This window comes from Chryseobacterium sp. MYb328, from assembly GCF_037572595.1.
GTDB lineage: Bacteria > Bacteroidota > Bacteroidia > Flavobacteriales > Weeksellaceae > Chryseobacterium > Chryseobacterium pennae.
The window spans coordinates 24,787-41,665 of record NZ_JBBGZQ010000020.1 but is presented as its reverse complement, the minus strand read 5'-3'; the positions used below and the strand labels follow the sequence as shown (position 1 = coordinate 41,665).

General features: G+C 35.3%; 15 protein-coding genes. 10 read left to right on the top strand and 5 right to left on the bottom strand.

Annotated elements, in window-relative coordinates:
- Positions 1–41 precede the first annotated feature (41 nt).
- Positions 42–1,118, top strand: coding sequence for an SDR family oxidoreductase (locus tag WH267_RS18055; protein ID WP_340010080.1), 1,077 nt, complete (start codon positions 42–44; stop codon positions 1,116–1,118).
- Positions 1,119–1,162: 44 nt separating this feature from the next.
- Here the strand turns inward: WH267_RS18055 and WH267_RS18050 are convergent, their stop codons facing one another.
- Together WH267_RS18050 and WH267_RS18045 are read right to left on the bottom strand one after the other, a co-directional pair.
- Entirely contained in the window at positions 1,163–2,170 is a 1,008-nt protein-coding gene (locus WH267_RS18050) for an IS110 family transposase (RefSeq protein ID WP_340010079.1), read from the bottom strand.
- A gap of 415 nt (positions 2,171–2,585) precedes the next feature.
- Positions 2,586–3,389: a helix-turn-helix domain-containing protein gene (locus tag WH267_RS18045; RefSeq protein WP_115972504.1), complete on the bottom strand. Its 804-nt coding sequence runs from the start codon at positions 3,387–3,389 to the stop codon at positions 2,586–2,588.
- A gap of 254 nt (positions 3,390–3,643) precedes the next feature.
- Between WH267_RS18045 and WH267_RS18040 the strand changes: the two genes are divergently transcribed.
- The 7 genes from WH267_RS18040 to WH267_RS18010 all read left to right on the top strand — a co-directional run bounded on the left by WH267_RS18040 (position 3,644) and on the right by WH267_RS18010 (position 12,530).
- Entirely contained in the window at positions 3,644–5,098 is a 1,455-nt protein-coding gene (locus tag WH267_RS18040; RefSeq protein ID WP_340010078.1) for a S41 family peptidase, read from the top strand.
- Positions 5,099–5,566: 468 nt separating this feature from the next.
- The gene (locus tag WH267_RS18035) at positions 5,567–6,589 is read left to right on the top strand and encodes a ligase-associated DNA damage response exonuclease (protein ID WP_340010077.1); all 1,023 of its coding nucleotides are present in this window, start codon (positions 5,567–5,569) and stop codon (positions 6,587–6,589) included.
- Positions 6,586–8,166, top strand: a complete 1,581-nt coding sequence (locus WH267_RS18030) for an ATP-dependent DNA ligase (protein ID WP_340010076.1) — start codon at positions 6,586–6,588, stop codon at positions 8,164–8,166. The genes WH267_RS18035 and WH267_RS18030 overlap by 4 nt, the downstream gene beginning before the upstream one ends.
- Position 8,167: 1 nt before the next feature.
- Positions 8,168–10,600 carry a ligase-associated DNA damage response DEXH box helicase gene (locus tag WH267_RS18025; RefSeq protein WP_340010075.1) on the top strand — a complete coding sequence of 811 codons (2,433 nt, stop codon included), beginning with the start codon at positions 8,168–8,170 and terminating at the stop codon, positions 10,598–10,600.
- A gap of 123 nt (positions 10,601–10,723) precedes the next feature.
- A complete protein-coding gene (locus WH267_RS18020; RefSeq protein WP_340010074.1) occupies positions 10,724–11,326 on the top strand; it encodes a 2,3-bisphosphoglycerate-dependent phosphoglycerate mutase in 603 nt (200 codons plus the stop codon).
- A 67-nt stretch (positions 11,327–11,393) separates the two neighbouring features.
- Positions 11,394–12,038, top strand: a complete 645-nt coding sequence (pdeM, locus tag WH267_RS18015; RefSeq protein ID WP_340010073.1) for a ligase-associated DNA damage response endonuclease PdeM — start codon at positions 11,394–11,396, stop codon at positions 12,036–12,038.
- Between the two features lie 132 nt (positions 12,039–12,170).
- A complete protein-coding gene (locus tag WH267_RS18010) occupies positions 12,171–12,530 on the top strand; it encodes a hypothetical protein (RefSeq protein WP_340010072.1) in 360 nt (119 codons plus the stop codon).
- Between the two features lie 56 nt (positions 12,531–12,586).
- Here the strand turns inward: WH267_RS18010 and WH267_RS18005 are convergent, their stop codons facing one another.
- Positions 12,587–13,345: a putative phage abortive infection protein gene (locus WH267_RS18005; RefSeq protein ID WP_340010071.1), complete on the bottom strand. Its 759-nt coding sequence runs from the start codon at positions 13,343–13,345 to the stop codon at positions 12,587–12,589.
- A gap of 288 nt (positions 13,346–13,633) precedes the next feature.
- Between WH267_RS18005 and WH267_RS18000 the strand changes: the two genes are divergently transcribed.
- Positions 13,634–13,885: a hypothetical protein gene (locus WH267_RS18000; RefSeq protein WP_340010070.1), complete on the top strand. Its 252-nt coding sequence runs from the start codon at positions 13,634–13,636 to the stop codon at positions 13,883–13,885.
- Between the two features lie 176 nt (positions 13,886–14,061).
- On the opposite strand, the gene WH267_RS17995 is transcribed toward WH267_RS18000, so the two are convergent.
- Positions 14,062–15,015, bottom strand: a complete 954-nt coding sequence (locus WH267_RS17995; RefSeq protein ID WP_340010069.1) for a nitrilase family protein — start codon at positions 15,013–15,015, stop codon at positions 14,062–14,064.
- A 63-nt stretch (positions 15,016–15,078) separates the two neighbouring features.
- On the bottom strand, positions 15,079–15,876 hold the full coding sequence (locus WH267_RS17990; protein ID WP_340010068.1) for an AraC family transcriptional regulator: 798 nt from the start codon (positions 15,874–15,876) through the stop codon (positions 15,079–15,081).
- Positions 15,877–16,359: 483 nt separating this feature from the next.
- Between WH267_RS17990 and WH267_RS17985 the strand changes: the two genes are divergently transcribed.
- Positions 16,360–16,866, top strand: a complete 507-nt coding sequence (locus WH267_RS17985; protein ID WP_115972517.1) for a pyridoxamine 5'-phosphate oxidase family protein — start codon at positions 16,360–16,362, stop codon at positions 16,864–16,866.
- Positions 16,867–16,879: the final 13 nt, after the last annotated feature.

The following is a 16,879-nucleotide window of genomic DNA, read 5'->3' as shown; positions in this document are numbered from 1 at the left end:
ACGTATGTCCATAATTTTGTCAGAGAATTTTTACAATACTTATGGAAAATACACAGAAAACTGCATTGGTAGTTGGTGCTACCGGAATTACAGGAAGTAATCTTGCAGAAGAACTTATTGCACAGGGCTGGACAACCTATGGGCTGTCAAGAAACCCAAATGAGAATATCCCGGGCCTTCGTTCTATCAAAGCTGATTTACTGGATGAGAACAGCCTGATTGAGGCATTGGCAGCCCTCTCTCCTACTCATATTTATTTTACAACCTGGATGCGGAATGATACCGAAGAAGAAAATATCCGGATCAACAGTGCTCTTGTCAGAAACCTTCTTAACGTTTTATCTCCTAAAAAATCGGTTCAGCATGTTGCTTTAGTAACCGGACTGAAGCATTATCTGGGACCTTTCGAAGCTTATGTTCAGAATGGGATATTACCGGAAACTCCTGTTCGTGAAGAACATCCTAGGCTTCCGCTTCCCAATTTCTATTATGCCCAGGAAGATGAAATTTACAAAGCTTCAGAAAGAGATGGCTTTACATGGAGTATTCACCGGCCTCATACCGTTGTAGGATATGCTGTTGGAAACCTAATGAATATTGCTGCAACCCTCGCAGTCTATGCCAGTATCTGTAAAGAAACAGGAAGAAAATTCATCTGGCCCGGATCAGAAGCACAATGGAATGGGGTGTCTGATATAACGGATGCTAAAATACTGGCTAAACAGTTGGTTTGGGCATCTGATACGGGAGCTGCAAAGAATCAGGCGTTCAATATTACGAATGGAGATGTTTTCCGATGGAAATGGCTTTGGAAAAGACTGGCAGACTGGTTTGATATAGAGGCTGAAGGTTTCAGCGGAACCATAAGATCTCTGGAAAAAGAACTGGAAAATGATCAGGAAACCTGGGAAGCTATTGCAGAAAAATACAGTCTGAAAGAGAACAGATTAAGCCGTTTATCATCAGCATGGCACACCGATCTGGATCTTGGAAGACCTCTTGAAGTAATGTGTGATATGTCAAAAAGCAGAAACTTAGGATTTACCGCATATAAAAGTACAGAAGATTCTTTTACAGAAGTATTTGAAAGGCTGCGAGCTGAAAATATAATCCCATAAAAAATAATCGCCACGAATGCACGAATGATTTTTATTCGTGTATTCTAAGACATATGCAAATTATATCTTGTTAAATTTACAAAAGGTTCCTCTCTTTTTACCACAGCAAATATTCTATAGATCAGTTTGCAACATACCGCATTAATAATAGAATTATGAGCCTTTCCCTGGTCTTTTTTTCTTTTATAGTATGCTTTGAGCTCCTGGTCGTGTATTATGGCTGAGTTTGCACCACTGAAAAGGACGGTTTTTATTCTTCTGTTTCTAAGCTTACTAGTTTGTGTTTTCCCTTTAATGCTTGAACCTGATGTATGTTCAAAAGGAGCCAGCCCTGCATAACAATTAAATTTCCTTGGATTCTGAAACTTGTTAAAATTATCAGTTAATACCAACATATAAGCAGCTGTTAGAAAACCTACTCCTTTTATTTTGGTTATTTTCTCATAGTTTTTATTTAAGCTTTCCTGTTCACAGATCTGTTGTTTTATTTTCTCTTCTACCGAGGCAATTTTATCATCCAAAGCTTTTATTTGCTGGATTATTTCCTCCATTTCATAGCTTACATCAGCTATTTTGCTCACTTGATAAAAAGCCTTTTTTTCGTTCTTAAACTGAGTCCTTACTTTTATTAGAAAATTTCTGTAAGTAAGAAAATTTTTTATTGTAAAAAGTACTTCTTCAGAAAGTGCAGAAGGGATAAGTTCCTGCTCATGCATTTTTGCATATCTGGCGATTCTCCAGGCATCAACCTTGTCATTCTTTCCTCTTTGAATACCTTGGCTCAGCTTTATTTCCAAAGCCGGAACCTGATAATAGAGAAGTTGCCTTTCTTCCAACAAACTAGCTAAAAGAAGTCCATAGTTTCCCGTATTTTCAAAACAATATCGATGGCTGAAATCCTGTTCAGAACAGCAAGCTAAGGCTATCATTTCTTCTATACCTTCAACTGTATTACTAACTTTAAATGCCAGCTCTTTCTCATCAGAATCATTTAAAATACAAACATCTAATGTATCCTTGGAAATATCTATTCCAATAAAATAAGTTTTCATAACTTTGGATTTAGGTCAATCCTGAAGGAACCATTTTGAATCATGCTAAAACCTTTAATAAGCCCTAACGCTTAAAATTCTAAATGGCAGATATTCAAAAGAGAAAATAGAGTCTGATACACGAAATAGTTCGTTTCTATGCATTCGTTTAGTTCACTTTATTTTCTCTGGTTCTTCAGTATTTAATTATTATCTAATTTATTACTAAATCCTTTTACAAATCTAAAGGCATTCGTGGCTAAAAATAAGGTGTAAGTTTGCTGAAAATCCCATATTGAGCGGAATATTCTTATGTCTTAAAACTATTCACAAGGTAAGTAAAACCTCTGTGTCTTTTTGTCTTTTCAGCCTATTATAAAATTTGATATTTTTATTTTCAGCAGCTGGTGTAGCCTATATTCATTGTGTTTTTACCTTATACTTCAGTGGTTGTAACTCCAAATTTCTGTTTGAATGAAAAATAAAAATGAGACAGATTTTCAAACCCCAGGTCCAGATAAATATCTGACGGCCGTTTTTCCTTATTTTTAATTAAATAATAGGCTTCCTTTAATCTTCTTTCTTTCAGCCATTGTTTTGGACTCATGTTGAAGAGCTTATTAAAATCACGCTTAAATCCGGAAAGACTACGTCCTGTAAGCTTGGCAAAAGATTCTAGAGATACGTTAAACATAAAATTCTTATTCATAAATTCCTTCAGATCAATTTTATGAGGTTCTGAGAAATCAAATAAGAGGTTTTTTACATCAGGATTACTCTGCAGAAGAAGTTCTATAGCTTCTTTTACTTTTAATGCAGCCAATCTTGGCGGGATGTCTTTTGTTTTATCAACATAAGGGATAAGTGACATAAAATAGGTCTTAAAAAAAGCATCCGGTTCAAAAAACAGTTTTTGCTGATCAGAAAATGGGAGATCTGCCATTATTTTATTTTCTGCAGAATACTGTCTGAGGGTATCTGTATCCAGTGTAATGGAAAGAAACTGATACTTTTCATTCTTTGAAGGATATTTCATCGTCCTGATAAGTTGATTTTTCCTTACCAGAACTACTGTATTTTCCTTAATTACAGTTTTGCCCTGTTCATGGAAGGCATGCGTTTCTCCCGACAGTTGAAATCCTAAAAAATGATCAGGAATAAATTCTTCATGTCCTTTATAAGACTCAAAAGCACATGAATACACAAGTTTATCAAATATGATCTCAGAAGTCTTTTCCATCTTACAAATATCTGAAATTTAACCCATTGCACCTGCAATTTCTTTATCCTTTTCTGGAGTTCTGCCCGAAGACGTAATAGCACCCAATATCTTTCCTTCAGAGTTCTTGATACTCCTTCATTTGAATTAAGTATCCCATATCAAAAGCTCATTGTTTTATTGTTCAAAAGCTCCCTTTTAGAAGTGAAATAAGATAATAGAGCAATTGGAATTATTGTTGAGATTCGTATCTTTCAAAAAATAAAAACTAATTTATGATTAAAATTAAAACACTCGTTTTAATTCTTGTCACATCTTCTGCCTGGACCTTTGCCCAGAATTGTACATGTGAAAGTAATTATCAGTGGGTGAAAAAAACATTCGAGGAAAATGATGCCGGTTTTCAGTATGTTATTGATAAAAAAGGAGTTCCGGCTTATCAGGCTCACAATAATGAATTTCTTAACAAAATACGAAATGTAAAATCAGATACAGAATGTAACCAGACAATTTATGATTGGCTGAAGTTTTTCAGATCCGGCCATTTTTCAATTTCAAAAATAGAAAGTAATAAAGAGCAGGCACAGCCTCAACCTCAGGCTAAGGAAACAATAAAATCTGATCTTGTAAAGGTAGATCTTGAAAAGTTTAAAAAAGAAATTCAATCTAAAAAAGAGTCTGACCTGGAAGGAATTTGGGAGACTGTTCCTTATACTATAGGAATTAAAAAGTTTGGAGATACTTACAAAGGCTTTATTATCAAGTCAGGTGCTGAAAATTGGAAACCTAATGAAGTAAAGCTGATCATCAATGCTGATAAAACAACAGGTGTTTTTTATGTAAGAGATAAAACCAGACAGGAGGTGAATAATATTCATTTTGTGGGCAAAAATTATCTGGAAATCGGAGATTTTACCCTAAAAAGAATTTCTCCGAAGTTTGAGCGTGAAGAAGGAGTTGAAACCTATTATGAAGCAGCTATGGCCCAGAAACCTTTTTTAAAAGAGCTGAATAAGACGACCCTTCTTTTGAGAATTCCCTCTTTTAACGGAGCCTTGAAAAAAAATATTGACAGTGTAATTGCAGCTAATAAAACAAAAATTGAAAGCACTGAAAATCTGATTATTGATATCCGGAACAACGGTGGCGGAAATGATTCCAGTTATAAGAATATCACCCCCTATCTTTATACCAACCCTATCAGAACTGTCAGAACACAATTTTATTCTACCAAACTGAATAATCAAAGAATGATGTTTCTTTATGAGAACTATGAAAAATATGGAATATCAAAAGAAGACAGAGAGTTTCTGAAAAAATCTTACGATAAATTAAATGCAAAATTAGGACAGTTTGTTTCTTTACAGGAGGATGACAACACAGTAGGCATTGATAAACTTGATACCATTTATCCTTATCCGAAAAACGTAGGAATCATTATCAATAAAGGAAACGGAAGTACTGCTGAAGAATTTTTACTGGCCTCAAAACAAAGTAAAAAGGTTAAACTTTTTGGAACAACAACTGCTGGAGTGCTGGATATTTCAAATATGTATTACGTTACTTCTCCATGCAACGATATCAAATTCGGGTACAGCCTCTCAAAAAGCTTCCGTATTCCGGACATGGCCATAGACGGAAAAGGAATTCAACCGGATTATTTTATAGATACAACCATTCCGGAACATCAATGGATTGAGTATGTAAATGAAGTGTTAAATGCAAAATAACAAAACAAGCTGTTTCAAGATGAAGCAGCTTATTTTTTTCTCTATATGATTCAGAGTTCTCTAAATGAGAATTCAATAGAAACAGACTTTAGCTCATTTATTTAAATAACCCAAATTCCATTGGCTTTAGCCAAAACTTAATAAATAGTATGATTCATAAAATTTTTGCTTTTTACATTGGGAATTTAACACATAGTTTAGATTCCTACGGAATGACATATTGCGTTATTAACAAACAAAAATATTCGTGAATTAGTGGCAATCATCAGCCGTCTACAATTTTATCGTAGATAAAATCCTTATGCGTTTAGAAACAGAATCTACTGAAAAACCCGCACGACTTCATTTTCCAATTACATATTTTCAATCAAAACATCGATTATATTTAGCTTTGAACTATAAAAAAATAAACAGTTTATTGTAAATTGGTTAAGTTTTTGAAGCATTTTATACAAACCAATCACACCATTGAAGCTAATCACATTTACCAAAAAAGGAATTTACTGTCCTCAGGGAAAATTCTATATAGACCCCTGGAGGCCTGTAGATATGGCAATTATTACTCACGGACATGCCGATCATGCCCGCTGGGGAATGAAGAAATATCTTTGTCACCATTTTACCAAACCTATTTTATACCAAAGAATTGGAAAGGATATTGAATGCCAGAGCGTTGAATATGGTGAGAAGACCAATATTAATGGTGTAAATGTCTCGCTTCATCCTGCCGGACATATTATTGGTTCTGCACAGATAAGATTAGAATACAAAGGATTTGTGACTGTCATTTCCGGAGACTATAAAGTTCAGGAAGATGGTCTGAGCACTCCTTTTGAACTGGTGAAGTGTAATGAATTTGTTACAGAAAGTACTTTTGGGCTTCCTATTTATAACTGGCTGGAAGTAGATGATCTTAATAATAAGCTTCAGAACTGGGTATTGAAAAACCAGGAAAACAACAAAACCTCAGTGTTCATTGGATATTCTCTAGGAAAAGCCCAGCGTATTATGAAAGCTGTAGAAGGACTGGGTAAACTCTATGTTCACTACTCCATTGGAAAACTTAATGAAGCCTTTGAAGCGGTAGGAATCAATCTTCCTGAATATACTATTGGCGATTTCAGAGAACGTCCGAAAGAGATGGAGCATGAAATTGTTATTGTTCCCCCGGCTTTGCTAGACAGTAATGTGATCAAAAAAATTCCTGATCCTGCTACGGCAATATGTTCAGGGTGGATGCAGGTTCGCGGGGCCAGAAGATGGCGCAGTGCAGATGCCGGATTTGCCATGAGCGATCATGCCGATTGGAAAGGCCTACTGCAGACAGTAAAAGCTACAGAAGCAGAGCTTGTACATGTGACCCACGGGCAGACAGAGGTATTTTCAAAATACCTGAATGAAACCGGGATTAAAGCAGATGTTGTAGAAACGCTGTTTGGTGAAGATGAAGAAGTATCAGAAAAAGAAACTATTGAAAATTCTGAATCATGAGACATTTTGCAGATCTTATCAACGCCTTGGAAGCCACCAATAAAACCAATGCTAAAATAGATGCTATCATTGATTATCTGGAGCGTGCTCCGGATGAAGATAAAGTATGGTTTATTGCACTGTTCACAGGAAAAAGGCCCAAAAGAAATGTTAATACCAATCTTATGAAAGAATGGGCATTGGAAATCACAGGACTTCCTTTATGGCTTTTTCAGGAAAGCTATTCCTCAGTTGGGGATCTTGGAGAAACTCTTTCACTGATCCTTCCGCCGCCACAGAAAAAAATTGAACGTGGTCTTTCTCAGTGGATGAAGGATATTATTGATTTAAAAGATAAAAAAGAAACAGATAAAAAAGAATTCGTACTCCATTCATGGAACGGATTGGATTATACAGAACGCTTAATTTTCAATAAACTAATTGGTGGGAGTTTTAGAATTGGAGTGTCAGACAAAACATTGATCAATTCGTTGACAAAATTCTCCGGGCAGGAATCCAGCACACTGATGCACAGTTTAATGGGAAAATGGCTGCCTGATGAAACATCTTTTAAAGAATTAATTTCAGCTGAAAATATCAATCCTGATAATTCCAAACCCTATCCTTTCTGTCTGGCCTACCCTCTTGAAAAGAATCTTGAGGAATTGGGACAGCCCGATGAATGGCAGGTAGAATATAAATGGGATGGCATTCGCGGACAGATCATCCGCAGAAATGATGAAGTTTTTATCTGGTCCAGAGGCGAAGAACTTGTCACAGACCAGTTTCCTGAGATTGCAGAAGCTGTAAAGATGATGAAAGGAAACTTTGTATTAGATGGAGAAATACTTGCAGTAAAGGATGGTAAGATTTTAAATTTCAATGAATTACAGAAAAGGTTAAACAGAAAAACTTTAACCAGAAAAATGCTTACTGAAATCCCGATAGAAGTATTTACCTACGATCTGTTGGAACTGGAGAACAATGATTTGAGAGACAAACCCATTGTAGCAAGAAGGGCCCTGCTGGAAGAATTATTATTGAATGAAAATACAGAAAATATAAAGCTTTCGCAGCGTATTGATTTTGAAGAATGGGAAGAGCTGAACGAGATCCGGGAGAACTCAAGAGCGATAAACAGTGAAGGCTTAATGCTAAAACAAAAAAGCTCACCTTACCATGCCGGAAGAAAAAAGGGCGACTGGTGGAAATGGAAAATCAATCCTTTTACCATTGATGCGGTACTGATCTATGCCCAAAAAGGAAGTGGCAGGCGAAGTGCCTATTACACAGATTATACTTTTGCTGTGAAAAACGAAGATAAATTGGTGACCATTGCGAAAGCTTATTCAGGATTGACTGATAAAGAGATAATGGAGGTCAGTAAATTTGTGACTAAAAATGCGGTTGAGAAATTCGGACCCGTACGAACCGTAAAAGCAGAGCTTGTCTTTGAAATTGCTTTTGAAGGAATCGGATTCAGTAACCGTCATAAAAGCGGTGTAGCACTTCGGTTTCCAAGAATTGTAAGGTGGCGGAAAGATAAAACTGTAGATGAAATTGATACCCTCGAGGAAATCAAAAAATTAATACAATAAAGTGGCAGCTTTTGAAAATACCGATGGATTTACTATCATTCAGCAGTGGATGAAGGATAAGGATATGTCCCCATTTAAATTTCAGACCGATACATGGCGGAAATTCGGAAGCGGATACAGCGGTATGGTTGTTGCGCCTACAGGATTTGGGAAGACCTTTTCTGTTTTTCTAGCATTGGTCACCGATTTCCTCAACCATCCTGAAAGTTATAAAAAAGGGCTTAAAATGGTCTGGATTACGCCACTTCGGTCTTTATCCAAAGATATAGCCAAAGCCATGCAGGAAGCCATGGACGAAATCGGGTTAGATTGGGTGGTAGGTGTAAGAAATGGCGATACGGATCCTAAAGTCCGGCAGCAGCAGGTAAAAAAGATGCCTGAAATCCTTGTGGTAACCCCTGAAAGTCTCCACCTTCTGCTCGCTCAGAAAAACCATGAGAACTTTTTCAGGGATATGAAATCTGTTGTAGTGGATGAATGGCATGAATTACTAGGTTCAAAACGAGGTGTCATGATAGAACTGGGAATATCACAGCTTAGGAAATATGTCCCCAAAATAAAAATCTGGGGAATTACGGCTACCATTGGAAACCTGGATGAAGCAATGGATATTCTGATTCCATATGATATTAAGAAAACGAAAATCACAGCCAAAGAACATAAAAAAATAGATATTATCCCTGTCTTTCCGGATGAAGTTGAAATATTACCATGGGCCGGACACCTTGGGCATAAACTCGCAGATAAAGTAGTTCCTATTATTTTAGACTCAAAATCTACCATTGTTTTTACCAATACAAGAAGTCAGAGTGAAATGTGGTATCAGCTATTATTGGATGCCTATCCTGATTTTGCAGGACAGATTGCAATCCATCACAGTTCCATTGATGCTCATTTGAGAATCTGGATCGAAGAAAACCTTAGCTCAGGAAAATTAAAAGCTGTTGTTTCCACTTCATCATTAGATCTTGGAATAGATTTTAAACCTGTTGATACAGTGATTCAGATCGGATCAGCAAAAGGAGTAGCCAGATTTCTTCAGCGGGCCGGACGCAGCGGGCACTCCCCTTTTGAAACCTCTAAGATCTATTGTGTTCCTACCCATTCTTTAGAATTGATTGAAGTATCCGCCTTAAAAGAAGCTGTAAAACAAAAAGTAGTGGAACCCAGAGAACCTGTGGTTCTGTGTTTTGATGTTTTGGTTCAGTTCCTGATGACTTTAGCTGTTGGAAACGGTTTTTATCCCGATGAAACCTACGAAAGAATTAAAAAAGTATATGCTTTTCAGGAAATCATGGAAGAAGAATGGAAAAGCATCCTTGAATTTCTTACCATTGGCGGCAGTGTTTTAAAAAACTATGAAGAGTTCCATAAAGTTGTGATTATGGAAGATGGTTTGTACAAGGTAACTTCCCGAAAAATAGCCATGCTCCACCGTATGAATATGGGAGTCATTGTTAGTGATGCCATGTTGAAGGTCAAGTTTATTTCGGGCGGTTATGTAGGAATGATTGAAGAATATTTTATTTCCAAGTTGAAAAAAGAAGAAAGGTTTATTCTGGCAGGCCGAACTCTGGAGGTAGCGATGATTAAAGATATGACCGTTTATGTAAGATCGGCAAAAGGAAAAGCCCTGGTTCCAAGTTATCTTGGCGGAAGGCTGCCTTTAAGTTCTGATCTTGGACATTTTTTAAGAGAAAAGCTTTCATATGCTTTAAACCCGAAGGCTTCAGAAAAAGAATTGAAGTTCCTGCATCCGCTCTTAATCAATCAGGAAGAAAACTCTCATATTCCTAAAGAAAATGAATTTTTGGTGGAGATGATTAAAAACCGTGAAGGCTATCATCTGTTTATGTATCCTTTTGAAGGCCGTCTGGTACACGAAGTGATGGCTGCATTAATTGCTTACCGTATCTCAAAATTAGCGCCTATTTCCTTTTCAATGGCAATGAACGATTACGGATTTGAATTGTTCAGCGATAAAGAAATACCGCTGAATGAAGAAAATTTACAGCAGATATTAACCAGAGATAACCTGATGAATGATGTGATTGCCAGTATCAATTCTGCTGAAATGGCAAGAAGAAAATTCAGAGATATTGCAGTGATTTCCGGGATGGTGATTCAAAATTATGCAGGGAAACAACGATCCAATAAATCATTACAGAGTTCAGCCGGATTGATCTTTAAAGTACTGGAAGACTATGATTCTGGGCATTTTTTAATCAGACAATCCTACACCGAAGTTTTTAACATACAGCTCCAGGAACAACGGCTTGTGGAAGCTTTTAAAAGAATTGAAAAATCTACGGTTATTTTAAAACATTCCCGTTCTTTTACTCCTTTAAGTTTCCCAATCAAAGTAGACAGCCTTAGACAGACCCTTTCCAGTGAAGGGCTGGATGCAAGAATTAAAAGAATGCTTAAACTTTGAAACCCCTTTACTGATGATCATTATCAGCTTTAAAGGGTTAAAAAATGTTTCTTTTTATAGCGATAAAATTTCAATAATTTCGTAACTTAGAGTATCTTCTTAGAAGAGTAAAAAATTCAAATAATGGCAAAATTGTTTTTAGTCCGTCACGGACAGTCGCTCTGGAATCTTGAAAACAGATTCACGGGATGGCAGGATATCGATATTACAGAAACAGGAATTGAAGAAGCAAAAAATGCAGGAATTGCCTTAAAAAAAGAAAAAATAGACATTGCCTTTACTTCTGTATTACTCAGAGCAAAACATACCCTTTCCATCATTCTTGATGAAATAGGAAAACCCAATATTCCTATTGTGATGGATAAAGCTTTGAATGAACGCTCTTACGGAAATCTTGAAGGTCTTAATAAAGCAGAAACAGCATTGAAATACGGAGATGAACAGGTTTATACCTGGCGCCGCTCTTATGATGTGGTTCCACCGGGTGGAGAGAGCCTTAAAGATACTTATAACAGGGTGATTCCTTATTTCGAAAAAGAAATTGCTCCTCTCCTGAAAAAAGATGAAAATGTACTGATTGTTGCTCATGGAAATAGCCTTCGTGCACTCATCATGTATCTGGAGCACCTGTCTCCTGACGAAATTCTGGAAAGAGAAATTGCAACCGGAATTCCGATCACTTATATTTTTGATGAAAATTTTCATGTAAGCAGAAGAGAAGAATAATTATTATTAAAAGAACCTTGAGTACGAAACGTTACATTTTAATCCCAAAACCCTGAACTGATCCACCGTGTTTATAACCCTTAAAGAAATTACCATTCAGAATGAGGGCTTTACCCTTACCAATCAGCGTGCTGTATTTTGGAAAAAAGAAAAAGCTCTGATTCTTTCTGATCTCCATATAGGTAAAACAGCTCATTTCCGTAAAAACGGTATTGCAGTAGCCAATCATATTATGAAAAGTGATCTGCAGAGATTATCAGCATTGATTGAATATTTTCAGCCTGAAAAATTTATCGTTGTTGGTGATTTACTTCATGCCGGTGACAATTCTGATGTGGATGAATTTTGTCAATGGAGAAATCAGTATCCTGATTTACAGTTTTATCTTATTGAGGGAAATCATGACCGTATTTCAGAAGCCTTGGAGAAAAAGCTCTGTCTGGATTTTAAAGCCTCATTATTAGAATTGGGGATGTTTACTTTCATTCATGATTTTGATAAGGAAAGATCCGGATTTCAGATCACCGGTCATATTCACCCTGGAGTTGTTTTAAATTCTGCTGTAAAAAGAATCAGGCTTCCCTGTTTTGCAATTAGTGAAAACCAGCTGTTACTTCCCGCATTCAGTGAATTTACAGGTTTGGACACGAAAAATCTTCCTAAAAACAGCAGGTTTTTTGTGTTTACTGATAAGGGGATCTATGAAGTTTAATTTATTATTCACCAACTCCAAAACCTTTTCTTCGCACTTAAAGGGAAAGAGTTAATAATAAAAACATAATATTTACGGGATGCCATAATTATACAGTTCAATATTTCCTTTTCTTTGATCAAATTTAATAAAATGAAAAAAATTGTATTTTTATTGGGATTTGTTTGTTATTCATGTGGAGGGAAATATGAAGGTAAAATTAGTTATAAGATTACAATACCTCCTTACATGATTAGTAGCATTAAAACAACAGACGTGGATATAGATGCTATGTCAGATCGGCAGGCTAAAATTAATTTTGTTACAAGGGCAACTATTTACAATAATATTTCACCTCATGCTCAAACCCAATTTATTAGAGGAACTTTACTTAAAAACAAAAAAAGGATTGATTATGTGTTGGATCAGAATACAGTTGATAGTATTAACCAATCAATAAAGAGGATAACAGAATACAGAAACGGATACTTCAACCCGTATGTACAACAATAAAGTCCCAATTAAGGGCTTTAGTATTTGATGAATTTTGCAATATCCTTATTTAAGTTCTACAAAGTCAAATCACGACTATAAACATTCTGATTATAATAATTTGAAATTTTAGCATCAATAGTTTGTAGTGGCCCTAAATCTTCAAACATCGGATACTTTTCAATCATTTTTTTTATCCTTAAATCATCCTTGTATAAACATCCATAGTAAATTAGAACTAATTCATCTAAGGATAAGTTTGCCTTTAACATCCTGATATACTTCATTTTATTAATCCTTTCCGTAGTGTCAATTAACTCTATAATACTAAGAATGATGCGCAAGTGATGCTCCATTTCAGAGCTATTTTTTACTAAAACGTCATAATACTTATCTCTTGTTTGTCTTAAATCTATCTTTCCATAAGAATATTTAGTAGCATAAATAGAGTCTATAATACTAAATGACAGTAAACTTAAATACTTTCTTCCTAGTACATTATTTTTTTCTACTGTATTTATGAAATTACTATAAAGTGAAATCATTTGGAAATAAGTACTCTCAAAATTTTGAACATAAATAGATTCTGTCTGTTTTGCTAATTCTTCTCTTTGTATATTAATATCCTTACGCTGCAATAAAACTGTTACTAATAATCCAATCACTGATAAACCAGTAAACATTGCATTAGCAAATCCAAACATGTCACCAAACGAACCCCGTTGTTCATTGCTATTGGAGTTTTGTATCATGTAGGTAAGTCCAAGTACAGCGATAATAAAAAATACAGCTAAGGCTATATAGAAAGGGATATTACCATCATTATTGTCTTTCATGAAAAGTTTTAAGTTATAGTTTTCCGCAAATATAGCAAAAAGGCATCTCAAAGAGAAGGTTGTTATATGAACAAAGCAATGATCGAAACAAAAAAGACTAGTAGTGTTATAATAATTATACTATTTATCTCTAATATAATGACTTACATTAAGGAAATAAAAAATTACATAGAATTTTTGTAATTTCTTTTGCTTGTGCAACCTTTTTTGAGCCTAAGAAATCAGCAGTACATAATAAAATATCATTTGTTAATTAGTATTTTTACACCTTAATATAAAACAATTACCATGAAAAAACTAGTTATTTTAGCAGCAAGTACTGCTATCGTATTTACACTTGGCGCCTGCTCTTCTGAACGAGATGAAAATGTTACTCCGAAAGATGCGGCCATGAAAATTGATGCGAATTTAAGTAAACAAGGGGTAAAAATAGATTCCACTAAAATAAAATTATCTACTTCTAAGGGGACAGAACCCATCAAACCTGATAATCCAGACGAGACCATTGATCCAACAAAACCAGACAGACCAAGATTGTAAGATTATATCATTAGCTTAGTCAAAATCAACTTATTGATTCCTATAACTTTACTGCCGTTAAAATAAAGCAGCATAATAATATAAACTTTGCGTCAAGTTAAAATAAATCAGGGCAGATCGAAGATTTGCCCTGATTCCTTTGTTATATCTTTATTTTTCTATCATAAAATGATTGTTTAATTTTCTTTCTCATTCAGCCATACTACTTTCTGTACAGATGAATGCTCCTGCCCTATAATTTCTCTGTAAAGTTCCGGTCTTCTTGCATTCAGATATCTGTATCCTCCTGCCTGAGTAAGTTTTCCAGGAGTCAAAACAGCCGATTCAAAACTATCCTCAAACGAACAACATTCTGTAATAACATCACCAAAAGGATCAATAATCATAGAACATCCATTTTTAAGCTGGTCATCATCCATCCCAATAGGATTTGAAAAAACAATATAAGCTCCATTGTCATAAGCCCTGGCGGGAAGCCATTTCATCAGCCAGTCTCTCCCTTTCATTCCATTAAATTCCAGACGTAAAGACGTAGGATCTTCTACCCTGTTCTCCCAAAGCTGGGGATCTACAAAACCCGCTCCCGGTCTTGTGGAAGGCGTACACATGGTAACATGAGGCATAAAAATAATATCAGCACCCAGAAGTCTGGTCGCTCTTACATTTTCAATAATATTATTATCATAGCAGATCAGAATACCGCATTTCCATCCCAGAATTTCAAATATACAATATTCATTACCGGGAGTAAGATGAGGATTGATAAAAGGATGTAATTTTCTATATTTTGCCTTCAATCCTGTTTTATCTACGCATACATACGCTTTGAAAAGATTATCATTTTCATCCTTTTCAAAAAGTCCCGCCAGAATTGTGATATTATATTGATTTGCAATCTGCTGTAGCCTTTGAATACTTTCACCATCAGGAATAAACTCAGCAATATCCAGAAGCTGATCTTTGGAAAGTTTTCGGGCAAAAGTATATCCTGTGATGGAACATTCGTGAAAAACAATTACATCAGAGCCCTCGTAAGAAGCTTTTTGAGCTAGTTCTTCAATAACAGATAAGTTATATTCCTTATCTCCACTTTTGTTTTCAAACTGTGCCGTTGAAATTTTAATATTCATTGTTTTTTTCAGCAAATCTATTTCAGTCTGCCAAAGAAAAATTGTATAAAACCGACATGAGGATTATAATTCAATAAAGTTGACCGCCATTTTATTTTTTGTTTTAGCATATTGTCCCGGAGTTAATCCCACATTTTTTTTAAATTCTCGGATCAGATGGGATTGGTCGGAATACCCTGCATAATAAGAAAGCAAAGTCATATTTTCATTAGTCATTCCTTGATTTATAAGACCTAGGAAATAATGAAGCCGGATAATATTACTGTATTTTTTAGGAGATAGTCCCATAGAATCTTCAAATTTCCGTTCCAGATGACGTTCAGAGTATCCTGTGAATTTTTCCAGATCTTTTGAGGGGACAACACCTTTATGCTGAAGGATATATTGCTGAACCGCAGCTATTAAATGGTAATCAGGGCCAACTTCCTCAGATAAAAATTTCATAAAGAAGGCATTCAGATCAGTAATAAGAGCTAAAGGATCTGTTTTATAAAAAAGTTTTTCCTGAAAAGGCTGGAACTTATCCTTCAATACATCTTCAACAGAAATAATTTGGTTTCTGACCTCTTTTGCAGAAATTTTCAGGAGAATATTTAAAAAGTAAGGTTGAAAAACGACGGCTATGAATGAAAATGTACCTTTTGAATAAAAATCTTTATAGCTGTTCAAACTTCCGTAAAAAAATGAAAGGGGCATTTGGTCTCCGGAAAGATGAGAATACAGATGCATATTAGCAGATAAAATCAATCCGGTACTACCATCAGTAAATAACCTGACGTTCTTGATATCCTTTTCATTGCTTTCCAAAAAGAGATAATGCCGGATGAAGGAGGCCAGATATTTTGGAGGTGAAATCTGCATATTCAAATGTACGTAAAATTTTTACCACAGAATGCTGATAATATGGAAGAAAATACAACAAATTAGAATGTATTATTGTCAAGGATTCATAATATTTTTTTAGCCACGGATACACGAATAAAATCATAATGTATTCTAAAATGTATGTAAATCATATCTTGTTAAATTTACAAAAGATTCATCTCTTTTTATAACAGCAAATATTCTGTATATAAGTTTACAGGATACAGCATTAATAAAAGTCTGCGGAACTCTTGCTGAGAATCTTTGATTTTCTTGCGCCTTAAAATAGGCATATTGTTTAAAATCTTTGCGACCTTGCATTTTCCAACAATTGCAAAAAAGTTGTAAGTATATGTTAAACTTAAGCACAGGTACCACATTTTTATCCCATTTGGTCGGGTATTTGAATGTTTTAACAGATATGATTCTATTTTCTATAGAACTCTTTACTATTCAACCAATCACTTAAAATATAATACGATGTCAACACACAATTTAACCCATCTCGAAGCGATTAAAAAGATCAAAGAACTGTCGGAAAATGCCAAAATATGTATGTTCTGTACAGAATTGGAAACGGTACCTGTCAATTCCCGACCTATGACCTTACAGGAGACAGATGACAGCGGAAACCTCTGGTTTATCAGTAGTGGAACCAGCAATAAGAATTTTGAAATAAAAGAAGACCGGAGAGTACAATTGTTTTTCATGAACAATAAAGACGCTCAGTATCTTTCAGTATATGGAAAGGCTTCTGTTTATAAAGATAAACAAACAATAGAAGAAAAATGGTCACCTCTTGCAAAAGCCTGGTTTGACGGAAAAGATGACCCCAATGTTACCATCATCCGTGTAGAACCTAAAGAAACCTATTATTGGGATACCAAAGCTGGGAAACTGGTAAGCCTCTTTAGTTTTGTGGCTTCAGCAATAACAGGCCATAAAACTAATAATGCTGATGGTGTAGAAGGAAATGCTATAATTTAATACCATAAAAAAC

Coding starts and splice junctions, on each gene's coding strand:
- WH267_RS18010 (WP_340010072.1), top strand. CDS start 12,171: ATGAAAAAAATTGTATTTTTATTGGGATTTGTTTGTTATTCATGTGGA.
- WH267_RS18005 (WP_340010071.1), bottom strand. CDS start 13,345: ATGAAAGACAATAATGATGGTAATATCCCTTTCTATATAGCCTTAGCT.
- WH267_RS17990 (WP_340010068.1), bottom strand. CDS start 15,876: ATGCAGATTTCACCTCCAAAATATCTGGCCTCCTTCATCCGGCATTAT.
- WH267_RS18045 (WP_115972504.1), bottom strand. CDS start 3,389: ATGGAAAAGACTTCTGAGATCATATTTGATAAACTTGTGTATTCATGT.
- WH267_RS18050 (WP_340010079.1), bottom strand. CDS start 2,170: ATGAAAACTTATTTTATTGGAATAGATATTTCCAAGGATACATTAGAT.
- WH267_RS18000 (WP_340010070.1), top strand. CDS start 13,634: ATGAAAAAACTAGTTATTTTAGCAGCAAGTACTGCTATCGTATTTACA.
- WH267_RS17985 (WP_115972517.1), top strand. CDS start 16,360: ATGTCAACACACAATTTAACCCATCTCGAAGCGATTAAAAAGATCAAA.
- WH267_RS18055 (WP_340010080.1), top strand. CDS start 42: ATGGAAAATACACAGAAAACTGCATTGGTAGTTGGTGCTACCGGAATT.
- WH267_RS18040 (WP_340010078.1), top strand. CDS start 3,644: ATGATTAAAATTAAAACACTCGTTTTAATTCTTGTCACATCTTCTGCC.
- WH267_RS17995 (WP_340010069.1), bottom strand. CDS start 15,015: ATGAATATTAAAATTTCAACGGCACAGTTTGAAAACAAAAGTGGAGAT.
- WH267_RS18030 (WP_340010076.1), top strand. CDS start 6,586: ATGAGACATTTTGCAGATCTTATCAACGCCTTGGAAGCCACCAATAAA.
- WH267_RS18020 (WP_340010074.1), top strand. CDS start 10,724: ATGGCAAAATTGTTTTTAGTCCGTCACGGACAGTCGCTCTGGAATCTT.